At 70.4% G+C, this 22,321-nt stretch carries 24 protein-coding genes; 12 read left to right on the plus strand and 12 right to left on the minus strand.

What is annotated here, in order from left to right; translation table 11 throughout:
* The first annotated feature begins 144 nt into the window (after window positions 1-144).
* Window positions 145-999: a bifunctional methylenetetrahydrofolate dehydrogenase/methenyltetrahydrofolate cyclohydrolase FolD gene (gene folD, locus KA217_09085; GenBank protein ID MBP7712597.1), complete on the plus strand. Its 855-nt coding sequence runs from the start codon at window positions 145-147 to the stop codon at window positions 997-999.
* A gap of 116 nt (window positions 1,000-1,115) precedes the next feature.
* Here the strand turns inward: folD and cysS are convergent, their stop codons facing one another.
* Together cysS and gltX are read right to left on the minus strand one after the other, a co-directional pair.
* A complete protein-coding gene (cysS, locus tag KA217_09090) occupies window positions 1,116-2,525 on the minus strand; it encodes a cysteine--tRNA ligase (GenBank protein ID MBP7712598.1) in 1,410 nt (469 codons plus the stop codon).
* Window positions 2,522-3,949 (minus strand): glutamate--tRNA ligase, encoded by a 1,428-nt coding sequence (gene gltX / locus KA217_09095; protein MBP7712599.1) that lies wholly within the window; start codon window positions 3,947-3,949, stop codon window positions 2,522-2,524. Before gltX ends, cysS begins: the two co-directional genes overlap by 4 nt.
* Window positions 3,950-4,068: 119 nt before the next feature.
* On the opposite strand from gltX, the gene KA217_09100 reads away from it, so the two are divergent.
* Together KA217_09100 and KA217_09105 are read left to right on the plus strand one after the other, a co-directional pair.
* Window positions 4,069-4,569: a peptidyl-prolyl cis-trans isomerase gene (locus tag KA217_09100; GenBank protein ID MBP7712600.1), complete on the plus strand. Its 501-nt coding sequence runs from the start codon at window positions 4,069-4,071 to the stop codon at window positions 4,567-4,569.
* Between the two features lie 7 nt (window positions 4,570-4,576).
* On the plus strand, window positions 4,577-5,344 hold the full coding sequence (locus KA217_09105) for a UDP-2,3-diacylglucosamine diphosphatase (GenBank protein ID MBP7712601.1): 768 nt from the start codon (window positions 4,577-4,579) through the stop codon (window positions 5,342-5,344).
* 75 nt (window positions 5,345-5,419) lie between these two features.
* Here the strand turns inward: KA217_09105 and KA217_09110 are convergent, their stop codons facing one another.
* The 6 genes from KA217_09110 to KA217_09135 all read right to left on the minus strand — a co-directional run bounded on the left by KA217_09110 (window position 5,420) and on the right by KA217_09135 (window position 8,936).
* Complete coding sequence (locus KA217_09110; GenBank protein ID MBP7712602.1) at window positions 5,420-6,031, minus strand: alpha-ribazole phosphatase family protein; 612 nt, start codon at window positions 6,029-6,031, stop codon at window positions 5,420-5,422.
* 65 nt (window positions 6,032-6,096) lie between these two features.
* Entirely contained in the window at window positions 6,097-6,663 is a 567-nt protein-coding gene (ampD, locus tag KA217_09115) for a 1,6-anhydro-N-acetylmuramyl-L-alanine amidase AmpD (protein MBP7712603.1), read from the minus strand.
* A complete protein-coding gene (locus KA217_09120; protein ID MBP7712604.1) occupies window positions 6,654-7,061 on the minus strand; it encodes a CBS domain-containing protein in 408 nt (135 codons plus the stop codon). The genes ampD and KA217_09120 overlap by 10 nt, the downstream gene beginning before the upstream one ends.
* On the minus strand, window positions 7,058-7,408 hold the full coding sequence (locus KA217_09125) for a P-II family nitrogen regulator (protein ID MBP7712605.1): 351 nt from the start codon (window positions 7,406-7,408) through the stop codon (window positions 7,058-7,060). The genes KA217_09120 and KA217_09125 overlap by 4 nt, the downstream gene beginning before the upstream one ends.
* Window positions 7,409-7,410: 2 nt before the next feature.
* Window positions 7,411-8,208: a DUF1538 domain-containing protein gene (locus KA217_09130; protein ID MBP7712606.1), complete on the minus strand. Its 798-nt coding sequence runs from the start codon at window positions 8,206-8,208 to the stop codon at window positions 7,411-7,413.
* Complete coding sequence (locus tag KA217_09135) at window positions 8,205-8,936, minus strand: DUF1538 domain-containing protein (protein ID MBP7712607.1); 732 nt, start codon at window positions 8,934-8,936, stop codon at window positions 8,205-8,207. Before KA217_09135 ends, KA217_09130 begins: the two co-directional genes overlap by 4 nt.
* Before the next feature lie 188 nt (window positions 8,937-9,124).
* On the opposite strand from KA217_09135, the gene KA217_09140 reads away from it, so the two are divergent.
* A complete protein-coding gene (locus KA217_09140) occupies window positions 9,125-9,967 on the plus strand; it encodes a carboxylating nicotinate-nucleotide diphosphorylase (protein MBP7712608.1) in 843 nt (280 codons plus the stop codon).
* A gap of 28 nt (window positions 9,968-9,995) precedes the next feature.
* Here the strand turns inward: KA217_09140 and KA217_09145 are convergent, their stop codons facing one another.
* Window positions 9,996-11,495, minus strand: a complete 1,500-nt coding sequence (locus KA217_09145) for a mannose-1-phosphate guanylyltransferase/mannose-6-phosphate isomerase (GenBank protein MBP7712609.1) — start codon at window positions 11,493-11,495, stop codon at window positions 9,996-9,998.
* A 204-nt stretch (window positions 11,496-11,699) separates the two neighbouring features.
* On the opposite strand from KA217_09145, the gene KA217_09150 reads away from it, so the two are divergent.
* On the plus strand, window positions 11,700-11,888 hold the full coding sequence (locus tag KA217_09150; GenBank protein ID MBP7712610.1) for a hypothetical protein: 189 nt from the start codon (window positions 11,700-11,702) through the stop codon (window positions 11,886-11,888).
* A gap of 188 nt (window positions 11,889-12,076) precedes the next feature.
* Entirely contained in the window at window positions 12,077-12,766 is a 690-nt protein-coding gene (locus KA217_09155; GenBank protein ID MBP7712611.1) for a GAF domain-containing protein, read from the plus strand.
* A 9-nt stretch (window positions 12,767-12,775) separates the two neighbouring features.
* Here KA217_09155 and KA217_09160 read toward each other — a convergent pair whose 3' ends face one another.
* Together KA217_09160 and rnk are read right to left on the minus strand one after the other, a co-directional pair.
* Complete coding sequence (locus tag KA217_09160) at window positions 12,776-13,690, minus strand: protein phosphatase 2C domain-containing protein (GenBank protein ID MBP7712612.1); 915 nt, start codon at window positions 13,688-13,690, stop codon at window positions 12,776-12,778.
* Complete coding sequence (gene rnk / locus KA217_09165; GenBank protein MBP7712613.1) at window positions 13,674-14,087, minus strand: nucleoside diphosphate kinase regulator; 414 nt, start codon at window positions 14,085-14,087, stop codon at window positions 13,674-13,676. Before rnk ends, KA217_09160 begins: the two co-directional genes overlap by 17 nt.
* A 284-nt stretch (window positions 14,088-14,371) precedes the next feature.
* Here rnk and KA217_09170 point away from each other — a divergent pair, with 284 nt between their 5' ends.
* A complete protein-coding gene (locus KA217_09170) occupies window positions 14,372-14,881 on the plus strand; it encodes a hypothetical protein (protein ID MBP7712614.1) in 510 nt (169 codons plus the stop codon).
* 25 nt (window positions 14,882-14,906) lie between these two features.
* Here the strand turns inward: KA217_09170 and KA217_09175 are convergent, their stop codons facing one another.
* Window positions 14,907-15,782, minus strand: a complete 876-nt coding sequence (locus KA217_09175) for an ATP phosphoribosyltransferase (protein ID MBP7712615.1) — start codon at window positions 15,780-15,782, stop codon at window positions 14,907-14,909.
* A 123-nt stretch (window positions 15,783-15,905) separates the two neighbouring features.
* Here KA217_09175 and KA217_09180 point away from each other — a divergent pair, with 123 nt between their 5' ends.
* The 5 genes from KA217_09180 to KA217_09200 all read left to right on the plus strand — a co-directional run bounded on the left by KA217_09180 (window position 15,906) and on the right by KA217_09200 (window position 22,238).
* On the plus strand, window positions 15,906-17,540 hold the full coding sequence (locus KA217_09180) for a thiamine pyrophosphate-binding protein (protein ID MBP7712616.1): 1,635 nt from the start codon (window positions 15,906-15,908) through the stop codon (window positions 17,538-17,540).
* Window position 17,541: 1 nt separating this feature from the next.
* Window positions 17,542-18,033: an indolepyruvate oxidoreductase subunit beta gene (locus KA217_09185; GenBank protein ID MBP7712617.1), complete on the plus strand. Its 492-nt coding sequence runs from the start codon at window positions 17,542-17,544 to the stop codon at window positions 18,031-18,033.
* 19 nt (window positions 18,034-18,052) lie between these two features.
* On the plus strand, window positions 18,053-19,387 hold the full coding sequence (locus KA217_09190; GenBank protein ID MBP7712618.1) for a phenylacetate--CoA ligase: 1,335 nt from the start codon (window positions 18,053-18,055) through the stop codon (window positions 19,385-19,387).
* Window positions 19,388-19,457: 70 nt separating this feature from the next.
* On the plus strand, window positions 19,458-19,898 hold the full coding sequence (locus KA217_09195) for an ACT domain-containing protein (protein MBP7712619.1): 441 nt from the start codon (window positions 19,458-19,460) through the stop codon (window positions 19,896-19,898).
* A gap of 120 nt (window positions 19,899-20,018) precedes the next feature.
* Window positions 20,019-22,238 (plus strand): AAA family ATPase, encoded by a 2,220-nt coding sequence (locus tag KA217_09200; protein ID MBP7712620.1) that lies wholly within the window; start codon window positions 20,019-20,021, stop codon window positions 22,236-22,238.
* The last annotated feature ends 83 nt before the right edge of the window (window positions 22,239-22,321 follow it).

Raw genomic sequence — 22,321 nt, forward strand, 5'->3', positions numbered from 1 at the left:
CGCGTAAGGCGCGTAAAAGTACACTCGGCAGCCCACGGCGTCAATTACGGAAATGCCTCGCCCGAGGCCGCGGTCCCCCTCGATGGAGGTATCATTCGCCTGGCGCAAACCGCCCGCCCAGTCCCCATCACGGATCCCCGCCCCATGACCGCCCGATTGCTCGACGGAAAGGCCACCTCCAGCGAGATCCGCGACGACCTCCGCGCCCGCATCGAGGAGCGCGCCCGTGCCGGGCGCCACGTTCCGGGGCTCGCGGTGCTGCTGGTCGGCGCGGACCACGCCTCCGAGGTGTACGTGCGCAACAAGCGCCGGGCCTGCGAGGAGGTGGGGGTTCGCTCCTACGCCCACGACCTGCCGGCGGACATCAGCCAGGAGGGCCTGCTCGCACACATCGATCGGCTGAACCGGGACCCCGCCGTGAACGGCATCCTGGTCCAACTGCCGCTGCCCGCGCACATCGACCCCGAGACGGTCATCGAGCGCATCGACCCCGACAAGGACGTGGACGGGTTCCACCCCTACAACGTGGGCCGGCTGGCCGTGCGCGTCCCGCGCCTGCGGCCCTGCACGCCGAAGGGGGTGATGACCCTCCTGGAGCGCACCGGCGAGTCCTTCCTGGGCCGCCACGCGGTGGTCGTGGGGGCATCCAACATCGTGGGGCGGCCGATGGCCCTCGAGCTGCTGCTGGTCGGAGCCACGGTGACCGTCACCCATCGCTTCACCACCGACCTCGCGCACCACGTCCGCCAGGCCGAAGTGCTGGTGGCCGCGGCCGGCAAGCCGGGGCTGATCCGGGGGGAATGGGTCAAGGAGGGGGCCGTCGTGGTGGACGTGGGGATCAACCGGGGCCCGGACGGCAAGATCGTGGGCGACGTGGAGTTCGCGGCCGCCCGGGAGCGCGCGTCCTGGATCACCCCCGTACCGGGAGGCGTCGGCCCCATGACCGTCGCCACCCTGCTCCAGAACACCCTCATCGCCGTGGAATTGCAGGGCCTCTAACCCGTCCTACCCCCTCCTCCAGACCCTTCGCCCTCCTCCAGGCCCTTCGCCCCCCCAGGCCCTTCGCCCCCCGAGATCCTTCGCCCTCCTCCAGGTCCTACGGCATCCCCCGCGTCCTACCCCCTCCTCCAGGTCGTGCCCCCGGCCCCGTCCTCGAGCACGATCCCCTGGTCGGAGAGCACCTTGCGGACCCGGTCCGCCTCCTTCCAGTCCTTGCGTGCGCGGGCCGCCGCACGCTCCGCGATGAGCGCATCGACCTGCTCCTCCGCAAGACCGGCAGCAGCCTCCGCCCCCCCCCCTGAGCCCCGCCCCGGAGCACCCCGCAGAAACGCCTCCGGATCCTGCTGCAGGAGCCCCAGGACTCCGCCCACGTACCGCAGGGTGGCGGCCAGCGCGACGGCGCGCGGGCTCCCCTCCTCGCGGCTACGGTTCAACTCCCGGGCGAGGTCGAAGAGGACGGCGAGTGCCTCCGGGGTGTTGAGGTCGTCGTCCATCGCCGCGTGGAAGCGCTCCAAAAATTCCGTCTCGATCGCGGCCGCCCCGGACGGGGCGCCCCGCAGGGCGGTGTACAGGCGCACGAGCGCGGCCCGCGCCATGTCCAGGTGCTGCTCGGTGTAGTTGAGGGGGCTGCGGTACTGGGCGGTCAGCATGAAGTAACGGACCGCCTCGGCCGGGTAGCGCGCCAGGATCTCCCGCACGGTAAAGAAGTTGCCGAGCGACTTCGACATCTTCTCGTCGTCCACCCGCACGAAGCCGTTGTGCATCCAGAGGTTCACGAACGGCTCGCCGGTCGCCCCCTCGGACTGGGCGATCTCGTTCTCGTGGTGGGGGAACATGAGGTCCATGCCGCCCCCGTGGATGTCGAAGTGGTTCCCGAGACAGTGAGTGGACATCGCCGAGCACTCGATGTGCCACCCGGGCCGCCCCGCGCCCCAGGGTGAGGGCCAGCTCGGCTCTCCCGGCTTCGCCGCCTTCCAGAGCGCGAAGTCGAGCGGGTCGTCCTTGGCCTCGTCGACCTCCACCCGCGCGCCGGAGCGGAGCTCGTCCACCTTCTTGCCGGAGAGCCGCCCGTAGCCGGGAAAGCTGCTGACGTCGTAGTACACGTCGCCGTTGGCAGCGGCGTAGGCGTGGCCCTTCGCAATCAGGTCCTGGATCATCGCGACGATCCCGTCGATGTGGTTTGTCGCCCGCGGCTCCTCGTCCGGCGGCACCACGCCAAGCGCGTCGCTGTCCTCGTGCATCGCCGCGATGAAGCGCTCGGTCAGGGCGTGAAACGGCTCGCCGCGCTCGTTGGCGCGGTGGATGATCTTGTCGTCGATGTCCGTGATGTTGCGTACGTAGCTCACCTGCAGGCCGAGGCTGCGCAGGTAGCGCACCAGCGCGTCGAACACCACCATCACCCGGGCGTGCCCCAGGTGACAGAAGTCGTAGACCGTCATGCCGCAGACGTACATGCGGACCTGGCCCGGGACGATGGGCTGCAGGGTCTCCTTCTGCCGGGTCAGGCTGTTGTAGAGCTGGATCATCGACGAGCGTCCTGGTGGGTGAGGGTGGCCGCGCGCAACCGTGCCCGCACGCGGTCTTCGCCGAGCAGGTCGAAGAGTCGGGCGAGCTCCGGCCCTTCGTGCGTCCCGGTCAGGGCCGCCCGCAGCGGCCGGAACAGGGACTTGCCGGAAAGCCCGGTGCGCGAGCGAAGGGCTGCGATGAAGCCGTGGTAGTCGAGCGGAGAGCGGTCCAGCGCATCGAGCGCGGCGGGGAAGAGTCCCGGGTCGGCCGTGGCCAGCGCCTCCTGGGAGGACGAGTCCCACGCCAGACGGTCGCCGAAGAGCCTGTGCGCCCAGTCCCGCGCCTGGACCGGCAAGAGGACGTTGCCGCGCAGGGCGTCGACGAAGGGCCCCCGCAGGGCCGGCGGCACGCAGCCGTGAACGCTCTTCCCCATCCAGTCCCAGAGGGCGTCCTGGGGCTCGCTCACCAGCGCCTGGTGCTGCCAGTGCCGAAGCTGCCCCAGTTCAAACCGGGAGGGTGAGCTTCCCAGAGATTCCACATGAAATCCTGACGACAACTCATTCATCCCCATGAAGTTGTCGTCTCCGTAGTGGTGTCCCAGCCGGGCGAGATAGTTGAGCACCGCGAGCGGACGGTACCCCTCCTCGCGCAGGACGCCGAGCGCGAGACTGCCCTCGCGCTTGGAGAGCGGGGCGCCGGATTCGTCGAGGATGAGCGGGAGGTGCCCGTAGCGCGGCGCGTCCCACCCGAGGGCCGCCAGGATCAGGAGCTGGCGGGGCGTGTTCGAGAGGTGGTCGTCCCCCCGCAGGGCGTGAGTCACGCCCATCGAGGCGTCGTCGACCGCATTGGAGAAGAAGAAGGACGGGCTCCCATCGGTGCGGCGGACGACGAAATCGCCGATGGCGTCGGTTTCGAACCGCTGCGCCCCGCGCACGAGGTCCGCGAACGCGACCGTTTCGCCCGCGGGCACCCGGAAACGCAGGGCCGCCCCCTGCCCCGCGGCCAGCCGGCGCTGCGCTTCTGCCGACGCCAGCCGCGCGCAGGCCCCGTCGTAGCGCGGCGGGGCGCCGCGGGCGATCTGCGCCCTGCGGACGCTCTGCAGCCTCTCAGTGCTGCAGAAACAAGGATATGCAACATCCTTCTCAAGTAGGTTAGCGAGTAACGTCCCGTAGAGCGGGCCGCGCTCGGACTGCCGGTAGGGTCCAGCCGGTCCGCCCACGCCGTAGCCTTCGTCCCACTGCAGCCCGAGCCAGCTCAGATCCTCGACGAGGGCCTCCAGGTATTCCGGGCGCGAGCGCTCGGCGTCGGTGTCCTCGATGCGCAGGAGGAACGTCCCACCGGAGGACCGAGCGAGCAGCGCGTTGAAGAGCGCGGTGCGGGCGTTGCCCAGGTGCAGGCGTCCGGTCGGGCTCGGGGCGAAGCGGGTCTTCAGGGCGGCGGGCACGGGATTCGACGATGTGAGGGGCCGCCATTATCACCGAGTGGGTCCGGGGCGGCTATCGCGGGGAACCCGGGGATCGCGTACCCTCTCCCCTCCATTTCCCGACTCCAGTAGCCAACGCCATGAACGTGCGCTTAGAGACCACCCACGGTGCCATCATCCTTTCCCTCGACGCCGAGAAGGCCCCGCAGACGGTGGAGAACTTCGTGCAGTACGTCCGGGACGGGTTCTACGACGGCACCCTGTTCCACCGGGTGATCGACGGGTTCATGGTGCAGGGCGGCGGCTTTGCCGCGGGCATGCAGCAGAAGAGCGCCCGCGCCCCGATCGCGAACGAGGCCGACAACGGCCTGCGCAACCAGCGGGGGACCATCGCCATGGCCCGCACCCCCGACCCGCACTCCGCGACCGCCCAGTTCTTCATCAACGTCGCGGACAACGCATTCCTCGACTTCAAGGCCAAGACCGACGCGGGCTGGGGCTACTGCGTCTTCGGCCGGGTCACCGAGGGGATGGACGTGGTCGACCGCATCAAGGGCGTGGCCACGACGAGCCGTGCCGGCCACCGGGACGTGCCGGCGGAGGACGTCGTGATCGATCGGGCCTCCGTCGTCGAGGACTGAGCCAGCGTTGACGACCCTCTTCGTCTCCGACGTTCACCTCAGCGCGGACCGCCCTGAGCAGGTCCACCGGTTCCTGGAGTTCCTCGCGACCACCGCGCGGCGTGCGCAGGCGCTCTACCTGCTCGGCGACCTGTTCGACCTCTGGCTCGGCGACGACGACCTCGGCCCCCCGAACGGCGAGGCCGTCGTTGCCCTGGCCGCACTGGGGCGCGCCGGTGTCGGGCTGTTTGCCCAGCACGGCAATCACGACTTCCTGCTCGGCAGGAAATTCGCTCGAGACACGGGGTGCCGCATCCTGCCGGACCCCGCGCGGGTGGAGATCCACGGCGAAAGCGTGCTCCTCAGTCACGGGGACGCGTTCTGCACCCGGGACCGGTCCTACCAACGCTGGCGCACCTTCACCCGCAACCCGGTCGCCCAGATGCTCTTTCGGGCGCTCCCCCTGCCTCTGCGCCGGGACCAGGCCGCCCGCATCCGGGCGCGGACCCTTGCGCTCACCCCGCGCAAGCCCCCCGAGGTGATGGACGTCGACCCCGTCGCGGTGGCCTTGGCGGCACGGGCGCACGGCGTATCCCGCGTGGTCCACGGCCACACCCACCGCCCCGGCGTCTATCCGCTGGGGGTCGAAGGGATGCACGCCGAGCGGATCGTGCTCGGGGACTGGTACGAAGGGGACAGCGTGCTGGTCTGGGACCGGACGGGCCCCCAGCTGACCCGGGTGGCGGAGCTCGACGGACGGATCGGGGCCGGTCCAGGAGCAGAGGGGCGAACTTGAGCCCGCGCCCTTCTGCGCGAATTCGTTAGCCCCCTTCCCTCACCCCTTCCCTCACCCCTTTTCTCACCTCGTTCCTCACCCCTCCCCGCCCGGCGTCAGGCAGCCGCCGTGGAACATCACGGTCGCGGGCCGGTCGTCGGAGAGCCGGATCCGCGTCAGGCCGGCATTCGCGACCTGCAGCCGGTAGAGGCGCTCGAGGGGGATCCCGAGGACCTCGGCCATGACCGCCCGCACCACGCCGGCGTGCGTCACAACGAGGGTCGGCTCGCGCCGGGCCGGCTCCGCCCAGTCTTGCCAAGCCTCGGCGACACGCGCCGCGAACGCATCCAGGGGCTCGGCCCCCGCAGGGCGGTGGTGCACCGGGTCGGCGTGGAAGCGGGCGACCGCGCCGGGGTCGCCCGCATCGATCTCGAGCGCCGTGTGTCCCTCCCAGACCCCGAAACGGACCTCTTTCAGGCGGGGGTCCTCGTAGACCGGCACGCCGTGCCGCTCGCCGAGGGCGTACGCGAAGTCCCGGCAGCGGGATAGCGGAGAGGTGATGACCCGTTGCCAGGGGCACTCGTCACCGACCGCGGACCACATCTGGGCCCAGCCCCGCTCGCTCAGGGGGTCGTCCGTCTGCCCCCGGTATCGGTGTCCGCCCACCGGCAGACCGTGTCGCAGCAGGTCGTAGAAGACGGCGCTCACCCCTCACCTCCGTTGCTCGCCGGGCCACACGTGCCCCCCACACGCCGACAATGCACGTGCCCCCCTCACGCCGACGAGCGGCGCAGCCTCTCCCAGTCGAACGCCGGGCCGGGGTCCGTCTTGCGGCCGGGCGCGACGTCCCTGTGGCCCACCAGGTGCTCGTCGGAGAGACCCGGCCACCGGCGGCGCAGGAGCCGGATGATCGCAGCCAGGCGCTCGTACTGGGGATCCGTGTACGGAATGTCGTCGGTGCCCTCGAGCTCGATCCCCACGGAGAAGTCGTTGCACCCCGGGCGCCCGCGGAAGGAAGACGCCCCCGCGTGCCACGCCCGGTCGTGGATCGACACGAACTGCGTGACCGCCCCCCGGCGGCCGACGAAGAGGTGCGCCGAGACGGGCCGGTGGGCGATGTCGCGAAAATAGGGGTGCGCGGCCGGGTCCAGGGTGTTGGTGAACAGCCGTCGGACGTCGCGCCCGCCGAACACCCCGGGCGGCAGGCTGATGTTGTGGATGACGACGAGCTCCACCCCGCTGCCTGCCGGGCGCGCGTCGAAATTCGGCGAGGGCAGGCGCGTCACGCCGGAGAGCCATCCGGTCGTGGGGCTCAGCCACAGCCGCCCGCTCAATCCCATTGCACCAGCCCCTTCATCACCAGGTCGGTGAAGCTCACGATTCCCATCACCTCGCCCCGGCAACTCGTCACCGGTGCCCGTGAGAGATCGAAGCGAGTCAGCAGCTTAGCACAGTGCCGGATGTCCATGTCCGGATGCACCGTGATCACGGGCTTCGCCATGACTTCGTACACGTTGACGCGATGCGGCGAGCGGTCCCTCGCCAGCACGAGGCGCGCGATGTCCGAGATGAGGAGCATGCCGATCTCGTCGTCTGCGTCACGCCTCGGCACGATGAGGCACTTGTTCTCGATGTGCCGCATCTTCAGCAACGCGTCCTGCACCGGCGCCATGCTGTCGACCACGTCGAATTCGGTCTTCATGACGTCGCGCACACGGATGACCTTCTCTTCGCTCATAGGTTTTCCTCCACCACACCCTTCAGGATCTCGGCCTGGTGGTGCACGCCGACCGCGTCCTCGACGTCGATCTGAAAGGCGATGCCGGCCCCCTTTCGTTTGCTGAACCCGCCCACCTCGCGGATGCGCTCGAGGATCCGCCGGCTCAGGTGCTCCTCGACGAGGAACAGGAGCACGTCGCGCGGGGTCGTGAGGGTGAGGCCGAAGAACGTCGTCTCGCGCTCGCTGCCCTCCCCCCGGGCGCTGTTGATCACGGTGGCGCCCGTGGCCCCTTCCTCGCGCGCCGCATCGAGCACGGCGCTCGTCTTGTCGTCCTCGACGAAGGCAATGATCAGCTTGAAATGCATGGTCAACGTTCCTCGTTGCGGCCCAGGCGCCTTCGGCGATTCGTGCGCCAGGCGGCGAGCTGGGCGTAACCCATCACCGTCATGATCGGAAAGAGACAGGTGTAGGCGATGAGCCCGAATCCGTCCGACAGGGGGCTACGGCCCGGGATGGTGCCGGCGAGCCCGAGGCCGAGGGCGGTCACCATCGGGACGGTCACCGTGGAAGTCGTCACCCCACCCGAGTCGAACGCAAGCGGCACGATGGCCCGGGGGGCCAGCAGGGTCTGCAGCGCGAGCACCAGGTAGAGCCCCATGGTCAGCTCGGGAAGCCCCGCCCCGCTGACGATGCGAAAGGCCCCGAGGGCCGTTCCGAGGGCAGCACCGAAGGCGACCGCCAGACGCAGGCCCCAGAACCCCACGGCGCCGCCCGAGACCTGTTCCGCCTTCAGGGCTACCGCCATCAGTGCCGGCTCTGCCACTGCGGTCGCGAAGGCGAGGGCCGCGGCGAAGGCATAGACCCAGAGGTAGTCGGACCAGTCCGCGCCCTGCGGGGGAATGCCCCCGGGCCCGAAGGCGAACGCCGGGTCCGTCAGTTGGCGTGCCATCGCTTTCCCGAGGGGGAAGAGGGCTTGTTCGAGGCCCACGAGGAACAGCGTGAGACCCACCAGGACGAAGGCGAAGCCCGCAAGCACGCGCCGGGGATTCGGCATCCGGCGGCGGATCACCAGGAACTGGAACACGAAGATGATGAGGACGATGGGCAGCACGCTCCAGAGCGTGGCGAGCGCCGAGGCCCAGAGCTTCTCGACCAGCGCCGTCACGCGAGCAGCCCGAACAGCAGGACGAAGACCATCGGCGTGAGGGAGGCGAAGGCGATCAGCCCGAAGCCGTCCACCATGGGGTTGCGGCCCTCGATGCTCGAGGCAAGCCCGACGCCAAGCGCGGTGACCAGCGGCACGGTGACCGTCGAGGTGGTCACGGCCCCCGAGTCCAACGCCACGCCGAGCACCTCCGGGGGGGCGAACGGCATCATCCCCACGAGCGCCAGGTAGCCCCCCAACAGCAGGTAGTGGACCGGCCAGCCGCGCAGGATCCGGAGCACCCCGAGCACGAGGGCGACGCCGACCGCGACGGCCACCGTGTAACGCAGACCGAGGGCGTAGAGGACCCGCGCCTCCTCCCCCGCTTCGATCACACCCGCCTTCGCGGCGGCCTCGGCCGCCTCGCCGGCCACGGCGAGGAGCGCCGGCTCCGCGACGGTCGTGGAGAACCCCAGGGCGAAGGCGAAGCTCAGCAGCCACGCGACGCTGCCCTTGCGCGCGAAGGCATAGGCGAGCGTCTCTCCGAGCGGGAACAGCCCCAGCGTCAACCCCTGCATGAAGAGCGTGAGCCCTGCCACCACCAGCAGGCTCCCGACCAGGATGCCGGCGAGGTTCGGGACGGGCTGACGCAGGATGACCAGCTGGAAGAAGGCGACGACCAGCACGATGGGGACCAGGTCCCGCAGGCTGTCCAGGCTGGCGGAAAGGAGGTGCCGCAGCGGTGCCATGGGGTCGCGCAAGCGTTGGCTGCCCCCGGGCCGGCCCGTCCCGCCGCCGGCCCCGTCCGCGCCTACCGGAACTCTGTCATCATAGTCCGAGAGGATAGTCCCAGCGGGCGCGTCGCGCCCGCGGCGCCACGCTAGCCACGCTAGCCACGCAGGCGCGGCACGGCAGCCCACCCAGGAACGAGACCCCCATGAGCGAACTGCCGCAGGACCTCTCCGAGACCGTCGCCCGGGCGCTTGCCGAGGACGTGGGCAGCGGCGACGTGACCGCCGAGCTCCTTCCCGCGGACGCCCACTCGCGGGCGCGGGTCATCAGCCGGGAGCTTGCGGTGCTCTGCGGAAGGGCCTGGTTCGACGAGGTGTTCCGGCAACTGGACCCGGCCGTGCAGGTGGCCTGGCGGGTCGCCGACGGCGCCGCCGTCGCCCCCGGCGACACGCTCTGCGAGCTCGCGGGCCCGACCCGCGCATTGCTCACCGGAGAGCGCACCGCCCTCAACCTCCTGCAGACCCTCTCGGGGACCGCCACCACGGCGCGCCGCTACGCCGAGGCCGTCGCGCACACCCGCGCGCGGGTCCTCGACACCCGCAAGACCCTGCCGGGGCTACGCTCGGCCCAGAAGTTCGCTACCCGATGCGGCGGCTGCCTCAACCACCGCATGGGTCTCTACGACCTGGTGCTGATCAAGGAGAACCACATCCTGGCGGCCGGCTCGATTGCCGCTGCGGTGGTGGCGGCCCGCAGGCTCTTTCCCGCACTGGAGGTCGAGGTCGAGGTCGAGAACCTGAGCGAGCTCGATCAGGCCCTCGCCGCCGGTGCCGACATCGTGCTGCTCGACAACTTCGACCTGCCCGGCCTGCGCGCGGCCGTCCAGCGGGCCGCGGGCAGCGTCCGGCTGGAGGCCTCGGGCAACGTGGACCTCGAGAACGTCTCCGCGTTTGCCGAGACCGGCGTGGACTACGTCTCGGCCGGCAGCCTCACGAAGCACGTCCGCGCGGTGGACCTCTCGATGCGGTTCCTCCCCACCGGGGCGTAGCGCAGGGGACCGCTGCCTGAGGAACGGCCTACTTCTGGCCGGCCGCCGGCAGGCGGTCGTAGCGGTCCTCGAAACGCACGATGTCGTCCTCGCCGAGGTAGCTGCCGGACTGGACCTCGATGATCTCCAGGGGCACCTTGCCGGTGTTCTCCAGCCGGTGGGTGACGCCGATGGGGATGTAGGTCGACTGGTTCTCCGTCAGCAGGAAGCGCTCCTCGCCCCGCGTCACCATCGCGGTGCCGCGCACCACGACCCAGTGCTCGGCGCGGTGGTGGTGCATCTGCAGGGAGATGGCCGCCCCCGGGTGCAGGCGCAGGCGCTTGACCTGAAAGCGGTCCCCTGCGTCGATCGACTCGTAGCTGCCCCAGGGCCGGTAGACGCGGCGATGCGTGCGGCTCTCGTCCCGGCGCCGGAGCTTGAGCCAGTCGACGACCTTCTTCACGTCCTGCGCGTGCGCCCGGTCGGCCACCAGTACGGCGTCGGGGGTCTCGATGACCACCGCGTCGCGCAGGCCCACGGTCGCGACGAAGCGGTGCTCCGAGAGGACCAGCGAGTCGCGCGTGTCGAGGGCGTAGACGTCGCCCCGCACCACGTTGCCGTGATCGTCCGCGCGGCTGATCTCCCAGAGCGAGGACCAGGCGCCCACGTCCGACCAGCCGGCCTGCAGCGGCACGACCACGGAGGGCGCCACCGCCTGCCCGGCAGCGGAATCCCGGGCCAGCGGCTCCATCACGGCATAGTCGATCGAGTTGCTCGGACAGGACTCGAAGACACCCGCGTCGACCCGGCAGAAATCCGCGTCCGAGCGCCCGGCCTCGAACGCACCCCGGCAGGCGGCGGCGATCCCGGGCTGGTAGCGCTCCACCGCCGCCAGCCAGACCGAAGACCTCACCACGAACATCCCGCTGTTCCAGAGATAGCGCCCGCTGGCGAGATAACCCTCGGCCGTCGCCCGGTCCGGCTTTTCGACGAAGGCCGCGAGAACGCTGGGTTCCGGAGCCCCTGCAGGCGCGACACCCTCGAGTCCCGCCCCGCGCTCGATGTAGCCGTAGCCGGTCTCGGGCCGGTCGGGGACGACACCGAAGGTCGCGATCATCCCGCGTTCGGCGGCCGCGCTCGCCGTGAGCGCCGCCCGGTGGAAGGCCGCCGCGTCGCCGATGACGTGGTCCGCAGGCATCACCAGCAGGATCGGGTCGGCGCCCCCGCGAGACGCCGCCAGGGCGGCGAGGGTCAGGGCCGGCGCGGTGTTGCGCGCAAGCGGCTCCAGCAGGATCGCTTGGGCCTTGCGACCGGCCTCGCGCAACTGCTCCGCGATGAGGAACCGGTGCTCCTCGTTGCAGACCACGATCGGCTCCGCGACGTGCACCGAACGCCCGGCAGCGTCCAAGCCTTCGAGGCGTCTTGCCGTCTGCTGCAGCAGACTCCCCTCCCCGTGCAGCGGCAGCAACTGCTTCGGGAAATGCTCTCGGGACAGAGGCCAGAGCCGGGTACCGGAACCGCCGGCCAGGATGACGGGGCAGATGTTCAAGGGCGTGCAGCCTCCAGGGTGGACCCGAACGGCAAGCGCACCTCGCCTCGCCCTTGGGTGATCGGAGCGTCGTAATCGCCTCGTGATTATAGGGGCGCAGACGCCTCTTTGTTCAGAGTTCTCGTTTGGTTCTCTTCTCGTCTATACTCTCGCTCGGATAGCACTCGCCGGGCCGCCGGGGCCCGGGTCTCGGGAGGAGCGGACATGAAGAGCCAGCAGCGTTACGTGATGCGGGATCAGGTCAAGGACCGGGTCGTCTCCCTCATGGCCCACGAGGTCCCGCGATACGGGGCAGAGGGCGACGTCCCGGAAAGCTCGGTTCGACTGCTTCTGGTCGGGCTCGTGGCGGCATACGCGGCGGCCCTGACCCTTTCCGGGCCCTTGGGGGGATGACGCCCCCCCACCCCCCCGGGGGGATGAGGCGGCCCATTCCCTCCAGGGCCCGGGACGGCAGCGCCCCCATCTGCCATGGCATATGTTCTGCCGCGTTCGGGTCGACGGCACGGGTCACTGGGGTTATTCTTGTCCGAGGCATCGTCCGGTGGCCCGATGGGCGGGAAGCGACCCGCAGGGGGCTCGTAATGGACAGGAAGGGACAGGACTGGCAGCACGAGGCGCTGGGCCTGGAGCATGCCTATCTCACACTGCGCGAGCAGCACCAGACCCTCAGCCGCTTCGTAGGGTCACTGGAGCGGCTGCTCTCCTCCGCCGACAGTCCGGACCGCAGCCCGGACATCTTGGACCTCCTCGGGCAGATGCTGAAGGACGCCATGGAGATCATCCAGGCAAAGGACGGCTCCGTGCTCGTCCTCGACCCGGAGTCCCAGGAACTGGCGTTCCTTCTCACGGCGGGGGACGTGCCCGAGGACGCTCTCCTCGGTCGGCGCATCCCGGCGGGCCAGGGCGTGGCCGGTTGGGTCGCGGCGAGCCGGCGGCCGGTCATCGTCAACAACTCCAGCGAGGACGGGCGGTTCTACCCCGATATCGATTGGGCCTTCGAGTTTCGCACCGAGAGCATCCTCGCCGTACCCATCGTGGGTGGAGGGAGCGTCCTCGGGGTGATCGAGGTGCTCAACAAGAAACACGGCCAGCGCTTCAGTCAGGGGGACAAGAGCCTGCTGATGCTGCTCGCGCGCGTCTCCGGGGAGGTCTGTCACTCGATCGACTGGCAGGCCCGAATGACCGAATCCGCGGCCAAGGCTGCCTCGGCTGCCCGAGACCCCGACTCGCCTCCTCCCCCGCGCAACACCCGTCAGCGCGCGCAGTCCTGAAGCGGCCGTCTAGCCGCGGCGCAGCGCGCGCCACACCGTGGCCCAGCGCGCCCCCCGGGGAGGCTTGCTGCTCGCCGTGCAGCCCTCGCCCGCCACCGTGACCAGGACGGCAGCGATGTTGTCCTCTCCGCCGCGGTCCAGGGCCGTACGCACCAGCGCATCGAGCGGCTGGTCGCCGCCGCCGTCCAGCGCGGCCCGGATCTGCCGCGCTCCCAGGGTCGGCACGTTCCGAATCGCCTCGGGGATCCCGTCCGTCGTCAGCAGGACACGCGTGCCGGGCGCGAGCTCGAAACGTCCCCGGCGGGTCACCTCGTGCACCGGGACGGTGAGGCGGGGGCCGAGCCACACGCGGTCGAGACGGTTGGCCCGCCGCCCCCCCCGCCCCGGGGGCAATCGGTAGAGGTAGCTGTCGCCGACACTCGCCCAGCGCAGGGTAGTTCCGTTGTGGATCACGGCCAGCAGCAGGGTCGTCTCCCCTTCGGTCCCGGCCTCGGTGATCGCCGCCTGGGCCATCCGGACCAGGCGCACGAGCGCCTCGTCCGAGCCTTCTCTCACCTCCGGCGAGGCGTCTGCCCATGCCCTTCCCACGGCAGCGACGGCAAGCTCCGCCGCGTCGGCGCCGAAATGGCCGTCCGCCACCACGACGAGTGCCGGCTCACCCGGTGCATCGGGGGGCACGATCAACAGCGCGTCCTCGTTGGGCTTCCCCGCCGCACCCAAGCCGCCCGCGCAGATCGCCGCTTCGACAGCACACGCGCCGATCACCGCCCGGCGGTAGTGGACGCTGCTGGCGACCTCGTGCTCACGGCCGAGCAACTGGATCTCGACCCGCGCCGGTCTGCGGCGTTTGGCGCTGCCGCTGGCCACCTCCGGGGACAGGGGCAGCGCGGCGGGGGCCGCGCCGCCGTCAGGGGGCAACGTCACGGTCCCGCTCGGGCTGGTAGCTGATACCCAGCACACGAACCTGAATCGTCTTGCCGCCCGGAACCGGCCAGGCGATGGCCTGTCCCACCGAAAGGCCGAGCAGGGCGCTGCCGACCGGCGCAAGGACGGAGATCCGCCGCGGGTCGCCCCGGACATCCTCCGGGTAGGACAGGGTCAGCTCGAACTCCTTGCCCATGGGCTCGATCACGAACCGGATGCTCGAGTTCATGGTCGCCACGGTGGGCGGCATGTCCTCGTCCTCCACCACCTCGGCTCTGTCGAGCTCCACCCGGAGGCTGTCGAGCTGGGGATGGGCGTCGGCAGACGAGGAACGCAGGAGGGCCTGCAGCCGACCGAGGTCGAGCCGTGAAACGATGATGTGGGGAAGGCTGGTCATCGGTACGTCGCTCCTGGCGGAAACGTGGTGACACCCGGGCTTTCCGGCGCGACGAACCGCGCGGCGCCGGCTGGGTTGCCGCGTGCAACCCAGATTGTAACCGCTTGCTCGGCTGAGGCCGTCGCCGAACGCCGGGTTTGGGTGGTAAAGGAGTCCCACGAAGAGCCGCCACTGGAAATCGATGCCTGACGCCCGGATCGGACCGGGCCGGGCCACCACGTCTCCGGCCACCGGCGGACGGAAGGCCCCGCTGGGGCCGTCGAATCCCTTCAGGAGACCACGCCATGTCCCTTGCGATCCGGCTTGCCACCAGCGTGAGCCCCCAGCGGCTACGAGACTTGGTTGTCGACAACCTGACCCAGATGCTCGGGGAGGGCACCCGTCCGTGGGACGACATGCCGGGCCTGGACGACGGCTGCCTCGGAGCCGTCGACGCGCACAACGAGCTGGTGATGGTCAGCTTCGACGGCGAGGATGCCTCCCGCGCCCTGCTGAACGGACTCACCTGCATGGAGGCCCTTTCCAGCGAGCTGGCCGCCCAACTGCTGAGCCCCTACCGCAAGCCCGCCCGCCTGCTGGTGCTGGCGCCGACCCCACCCCCCGGCGCCAGCCTGCTCCAGGGCTCGGGAGCCCTGGAGTGGATGACATTCCGGGTGCTCAGCGTCAATGGCGAGTTCGGCCTTCTGCTGGAGGCGGGCGCACCGCGAGAGCGCACCCCCTGGGCCCCCCAGACTTCCGGTCCTGCGGAGGCAGCACCGGGCCCTGGCGAAGAGGAGTTGATCCAGCTCGCCTGAGCGCGAGCCGGGGGCCCCGCGCCCCTCAGGGAACGATCTTGCGCAGGGCGTACTCCAGGATCCCCTCGGCACCCACCGCCCGCAGGCGCGGGATCAGGTCGCGCACCTGGCGGCTGTCGACCACCGTCTCCACGGCAACCCAGGCCCGGTCGTAGAGGTGGTTCACCGTGGGCGCGTGCAGACTCGGCAGCATTCCGACGACGGCGTCGAGACTCCCCGCCGGCACGTTCATGCTGAGCACGACCTTGTGGCGGGCGTTGAGCGCGGCTTGCAGCAGCAACGCCACCTGCTCGATCTTGGCCCGTTTCCAGGGGTCCGCCAGCGCCGCCCGGTTCGCGATCAGCCGCGTGTGGGTGCGCAGGAGCTCGCCCACGATTCGCAGCCCGTGCGCCCGGATGGTACTCCCGGTCTCGGTGATCTCGACGATGGCATCGACCAGGCCCTCAGCGGCCTTGCCCTCGGTCGCCCCCCAGGAGAACTCCACGGTGGCGTTGACGCCGCGCTCCGCGAGATAGCGGCGCGTGAACTGCACCAGCTCGGTCGCGATGCGCTTGCCCTCGAGGTCCTCGATGCGCTGCACCGGGGAGTCCTGAGGCACCACGAGCACCCAGCGGGCGGGCTGGTCCGAGCTCTTGGAGTAGACGAGCTCGCAGACCTCTTCCACGTCGGCACCCGTCTCGAGGATCCAGTCGAGACCGGTGAGGCCGAGGTCGAGCACGCCGCTGGCGACATACGTGCCCATCTCCTGCGCCCGGACCAGGGCGCACCGGATCTCCGGGTCGTCGATGGTCGGAAAATAGTTCCGGCTGCTCGCCCGGATATCCCAACCCGCCTGGGCAAAGAGCTGGATGGTGGCCTGTTCGAGACTCCCTTTCGGGATGCCCAGTTTGATCTGTGACATCGTTCGAGCTCCTGGAGCGCGCCGCGCTCAGCGTTGACGCACGGCAGGTGACAGTAGCTTGCCAGAACCTATAATGCTTTTCCTTCCTTGTCGCCGCAGAGGCATCAGCCCACCGTGACTGCCCTGGCCACGACCCCCGACCGCCTGCTCGTATCCGGTGACGAAGCCGTTGCCCTCGCCTGTCTGGACGCAGGAGTCCGGCTCGGCACCGGCTACCCCGGGACTCCCTCGACCGAGATCCTGGAGACCTTCGCGCAGCTGGGCGGAAAGGCCCAATGGGCGCCCAACGAAAAGGTCGCGATGGAGGTGGCCCTCGGCGCCGCCTTCGCCGGCGCCCGAGCCATCGTCACGATGAAGCACGTGGGCCTCAACGTCGCGGCGGACGTGCTCTTCACCGCGGCGTACACGGGGGTGACGGGGGGGTTCGTCATCGTCTCGGCCGACGACCCCGGCATGGCGTCCAGCCAGAACGAGCAGGACAACCGCCACTTCGCGCGCGCAGCCGGCGTGCCCATGCTCGAGCCCGCGGACTCCCAGCAGGCGTACGAACTCACGGGCATGGCCTTCGCGCTGTCCGAGCGATTCTCCATCCCCGTCATCCTGCGCATGACCACGCGGGTCTGCCACTCCAAGACCATCATGCGCCGCGTGCCGCTGGACAAGCCCCCGCACGACCCGCACTTCGAGCGCGACATCCCGGCGCGGGTGATGGTCCCCGCGTACGCCCGCCCCGCGCACGTGCGGCTGCGCGACAAGCTGGAGCGGATCGCGGCCTGGAACGAGATCTCCGGGCTGAATCCTCGGATCGACGGCGACCGCAGACTCGGTATCGTCACCTCGGGGGTCTCCACGGTCCACGTCCGCGAGGCAGCGCCCCAGGCGGCCGTCCTGCAGTTGACCGTCACCTACCCCCTGCCCATGGGGCTCGTGCGCGACTTCGCAGCGAGCGTCGACCGGGTCCTGGTGATCGAGGAGGGCGACCCCATCCTCGAGCACGACCTGCGCGCAGCCGGTATCCCGGTCGAGGGCAAGCCCGAGCGCTTTCGCTTCGGCGAGCTCACGGTCGATCGTGTGCGGCGCATCCTCACCGGGAACCAGGAGCCCGAGCCGCCGCCCGTGCGCGGCAAGCCGCCGATGCTGTGCGAGGGGTGCTCGCACCGCTCCGTGTTCACGGTGCTGCGCAAGCTCGACTGCATCGTCGCGGGCGACATCGGCTGCTACACGCTCGCCGTCCTGCCTCCGTTCGAGGCCATGGACACCTGCGTGTGCATGGGCGCGAGCATCGGGGTCGGACTCGGCCTGCGCCACGTGCTGCCCCCCGAGGAGGCCAAGCGGGTCGTCAGCGTCATCGGCGACAGCACCTTCATGCACAGCGGCCTCACCGGCCTGGCGGAGATGGTCTACAACCCCCCGCCCACCGGGCACGTGCTCCTGATCCTCGACAACGGCACCACCGCCATGACGGGCGCCCAGGAGCACGCGGGCACGGGGCGCAACCTGATCCACGACCCGACCGGCAAGGTCGTGTTCGAGGACGTGGCCCGCGCCATGGGGGTCCGGCACGTCGTGGTGCTGGACCCGATGGCCGACGAAGACGGTATGGAGGTGGAGATCCGCGCCGCGCTCGAGAGCGGCGAGCTTGCCGTCATCATCGCCCGGCGAGCCTGCATCCTCGCCGCCGGCAAGATCCGGCAGTGGGAGAAGGCCGCGGCCGAGAAGAGGGCCGCGGATCACCCGACCGCCCCCGAGGTGAATTGAGATGAGCGGGGATCGGGTCGTGAACGTGCTGATTGCCGGCCTCGGTGGCCAGGGCGTGGTGAAGGCCTCCGACATCCTGGCCGACGCGGCGTTTCGCGCGGGCCTCGACGTCAAGAAGAGCGAGTTGCACGGCATGAGCCAGCGTGGTGGCTCGGTGTCGAGCGACGTGCGCTTCGGGCGCCAGGTCTTCAGTCCGATGATCCCCCGGGGCGAGGCCGATTTCGTGGTCGTCGTCGCCCCCGACCAGGTCGAGGTCGCGCGTCCGATGCTGAAGCCGGGGGGGGTCCTCGTCTCCCCCGCCGATCTGGAGGCTGCCGGCGTGAAGCCGCACCAGAAGAGCGTCAACGTGGCGCTCCTCGGGGCACTGGCCGTGCACCTGGAGATCCCGCACGAACACTGGGTCGCCGCGATCCAGGGGCTGCTGCCCGAGAAGCATCATCGACTGAACCTCGAGGCCTTCGCCCTCGGGCGCCGGGCCGCGGGGGAAGAATAGCCAACCCGGGGACTTCGCCATGCTGACCGAGAACTGGAACGACGTCGGGACCGGGTTCCACCCGGTGAGCGCTCCGGACTACCTCCCGCTGCCCCAGCTGCACGAGCTGCAGCTCCGAAGGCTGAGGGCGGTGGTCTCCCGGGCTTACGAGAACGTTCCCTTCTACCTCAGCCGCATGGAGGAGCGCGCTGTCTCGCCTGCTTCGCTCGACACGCTGAGCGATCTGGGCCGACTCCCCTTCACGGTCAAGACGGACCTGAGGGACCACTATCCCTTCGGGCTCTTCGCCAGCCCCATGGGCGAGGTGGTGCGGCTGCACGCCTCGAGCGGGACGACGGGCAAGCCCATCGTCGTGGCCTACACCGAGGAGGACATCGCGGTCTGGACCGAGGCGATGGTCAGGGCGTTTGCCTGCTACGGCCTGCACCGCGGCGACATCGTCCAGAACTCCTACGGTTACGGCCTGTTCACCGGCGGACTGGGCGCCCACTACGGCGCCGAGGCCCTGGGCGCCACCGTGGTCCCGGCCTCCGGCGGCAACACCGACCGGCAGATCATGCTGCTGCGCGACTTCGGGGTGACCGCGATCTGCTGCACCCCGAGCTACTTCACTCACATGATCGAGCGCGCCGCCGAGCTCGGTGTCGACATGAAGGCACTGCCCCTGCGGGTCGGCGTGTTCGGCGCCGAGCCCTGGAGCGACGGGATGCGCACGCACATCGAGCGTGCCGCGGGAATCACCGCGTTCGACATCTACGGCCTGTCCGAGATCGTTGGGCCGGGCGTCGCGGCGGAGTGCCGCGAGCAGAACGGGCTGCACGTCTTCGAGGACCACTTCTATCCGGAGATCATCGACCCCGAGACCGGCGCGGTGCTCCCCGACGGGGCCGAAGGCGAGCTCGTGCTGACGACGCTCTCGAAGAAGGCGATGCCGCTGATCCGCTATCGCACGCGCGACATCACGGCGCTGATCCCGGAGAGATGCGCCTGCGGGCGCACCATCCGCCGCATCCGCCGGATCGGCCGGCGTAGCGACGACATGTTCATCATCCGCGGCGTCAACGTCTTCCCCTCGCAGGTCGAGACGGCCCTGCTCACGGTCGAGGGCACCCTGCCGCACTACCGGATCGTGCTCACGACGGACAAGGGCCTCGACCAGATGGGCGTCGAGGTGGAGGTGAGCGCCGAGGTGGCGAGCGACCAGGTGAGGGTCATGGAGGACCTGCGCAAGCGCATCGGCCAGGCCATCGAGCGCATCGTGGGGATCCGCGTCGGCGTACGCCTGGTCGAGCCCCACTCCATCCCGCGCAGCGAGGGCAAGGCCAAGCGGGTGGTCGACCAGCGGGCCAAGTAGGCGCCAGGCGCCACGGGCCCACGGGCCCACAAGCAAGCACGAGGATGGCAACATCGGGGCTTCGAAACCCATGAAACTGACCCAGATCTCGATCTTCCTGGAAAACCGCCCGGGGCGCCTTCGCGCACCGTGCCAGATACTGGCCGACCGGGGCATCAACATCCTGACGCTGTCCCTCGCCGACACCCAGCAGTTCGGCATCCTGCGGCTCATCGTGCGCGAGCCCGCGCGCGCCAAGGCCGCGCTCGAAGAGGCAGGCTACGTCGTCCACCTGAGCGATGTCGTCGCCCTCGAGGTACGGGACCGTCCCGGGGGACTCGCCGAGGTGTTGGCCCACGTGGACGAAGGCGGCCTGAACGTCGAGTACATGTACGCGTTCACCTTCGGCCGAGGAGACCGGGCGGTGCTGATCTTCCGCTTCGAGAACGCCGACCGCGCTGCCGCCCTCCTTCAGTCCAAGGGCGTCAACGTCCTCGGCGAGGTCGAGTTGTTCGAGCGCGGCGCGTCCTGAGGGCCGCAGAGGGGCGGGACTCCGGCCGGGGCTGCCGTCCTTTGGCGACCCCGGTGTCTGCGCGCTACAGAAGGCTCCCCCGGGGCCGATACTGGCGGTGATCAGCCATAGGCCGCCGCCATGTACGAGACGTACTACAGCCTTTCCGCCGACCCCTTCCGGCTCAGTCCCGACCCGCGGTTCTGCTTCGAGCACCCGAGCTTCTCCCGCGCCCGGAAGTACATGCAGTACGCCCTGCGGCGCGCCGAGGGCTTCATCATGGTCACGGGCCGGCCGGGAACCGGCAAGACCACACTCGTCGAGAGCCTGCTGACGGGGCTCTCGGGCAACGGGCCGGTCGCGGCGCGTCTCGTGACCGCCCAGTTGGGGCCCGACGAGCTCCTGCGCAAGGTGGCCTACGCCTTCGGGCTCCATGTCGCGGGGCTCGACAAGGCCACCATGCTCCTGCATCTCGAGCGCTTCCTGATTCAGCAGGCACGCACCGGCCGCGGCGCCCTGCTGGTCATCGACGAGGCTCAGGGGCTGAACGCATCCTCCCTGGAGGAGTTGCGCCTGCTCACCAACCTGCAGGAGAACGCTCGGCCGATCCTCCAGATCTTCCTCGTGGGGCAGGAGGAGTTGCGGGACATCGTGCAGCGGCCCGAGCTCGAGCAGTTCCACCAGCGGCTCATCGCGGCGTGCCACCTGCGGCCTCTCGACCTCGAGGAGACACGGGCCTATGTGGAGCACCGGCTGCGGCGCGTGGGGTGGCGCGGGGACCCTCGCATCACCTCCGACGCCTTCGAACTGGTGCACCGGTTCAGCGCCGGCGTCCCCCGCCGGATCAACCAGGTTTGCAGCCGGTTGCTCCTGCACGGCGCGGCGGAAGACCGTCACCGCCTGGACGGGAACGACGCCCTGGCGGTCATCGAGGACCTGCGCGCCGAGCTCCTGGCGCCCGCCGAGGTGGCGGAACCGGAAGAGCTTCGGGACCTGCTGGCATCCCTTCCCAAGGAGCCCGAGCCGCCCCCGAGCGAGCTCCCTCCAGCGCCCAGGCCGGAACCTGTAAGCCCGCAGCCTGCCTCCGCCCCCCCAGCCCCTCGCGCGGGGGGCTCGCTGGCCATCCCCGGGACCGAAGCGGACGTCGAGCCCGAGCCTGCGGCACCGCAGCCCCAGAGGGCGCCGCGTACCGCCCCACCGCCCGCCGCGAGAGCCGCAGGCGGGCCCCAGGCGGCCGCCCCGTCCCCTACCGGTCAGCCGCGGCCGGTGCCGCCGGCGCCCCCCCCCGTTCCCTCCGTTGGGGCGGCCCCGCCGCGTGCCGTAGCCCGGGAGCGGGACGCGTGGATGGCCACACCGATCCCCACCCCGCCGGAGCCGGCGAGCACCCCTGTGCCCCGGGAGCGCCCCCGCCGCCGATTCGCGGCCCGGGTGCTCGCGCTGTTACTGGTCGGTCTCGCCGCCGTTCCGTTGCTGCTCGCCCTTTCCCCGGAGCTCGCTGGCAGACTCCAGACGCAGGTGAGCGAGTGGTTGGCCGCTCTCCCCGTCTTGCGGAGCCCCGCCCCACCCTCGACCAGCGGTTCCGTCGCCCGCCGGTCAGGACCCGAAGAGGTGACATCACCGCGGGCCGAGGGGACCTCGAAGGGCGTGGAGACGAAGACAGAGCCCACACCCACGGCAGCGACCGCATTGCCGGCGAGCACACCTCTACCCCCCGCTCCGCAGGCCCCGCGCGAGGTCCGTGCAGTGGCTCGCGAAGCCTCCGACGAGATACCGGCCAGCGCCTCTCCGGCGCTGCCCCCGGCCCCTGCGGCAGAGGAGCCGACCCCGCCGACAGGGGAAGGCGTCCCCTCGCCTCGCTCCGGCCCCTCTCCTCTGCCGGAGCCCTCGTCGCAAATCGTCCAGACCGAGCAGTCATCGGGCCCGGCGCCCGACACGGCCAACGCCGAGCACGAGCTCGCGGGCCTCGGCGTCAGCGTGCGGCTGCTCCCGGATGGAACCGTACACGTGAACCTGCGCCGTCAGGTCCCCTTCGACACCAACTCTGCTGAAGTCCGCCCCGAGTCCCGGCCATTCCTCGACCGACTGGCCGAGGTCCTGAGCCGGCTGGAGGGGTTCGTCGTCCGGGTGGTCGGCCACACCGACGACTCGGGTCCCCGGGACTACAACGCCCAACTCTCGCGCAGGCGCGCCGAGGCGGTGGCCGCCTATCTGCGCCAGCAGGGCGTTCCAGGCGAGCGACTGCGGGCCGAGGGACGCAGCGCCGTCGAGCCGAGCCCAGAGCTGCACGGAGTGGCCGACGGCGGGGCCGACCGCCGACGCATCGACCTCCTCATCCAACGGAGCGCCAACGGCCGGGCCTGAGGCTGAGGCGTTCTCCAGCCGGCGGCACCGCGCCCGAGGGTCCGGGGACGCCCTGGGGGGCCTCCCGAGTTTTTCCCTGCCCA

This window comes from Gammaproteobacteria bacterium, from assembly GCA_017999615.1.
In the GTDB taxonomy this organism is placed as follows: Bacteria; Pseudomonadota; Gammaproteobacteria; order JAABTG01; family JAABTG01; genus JAGNLM01.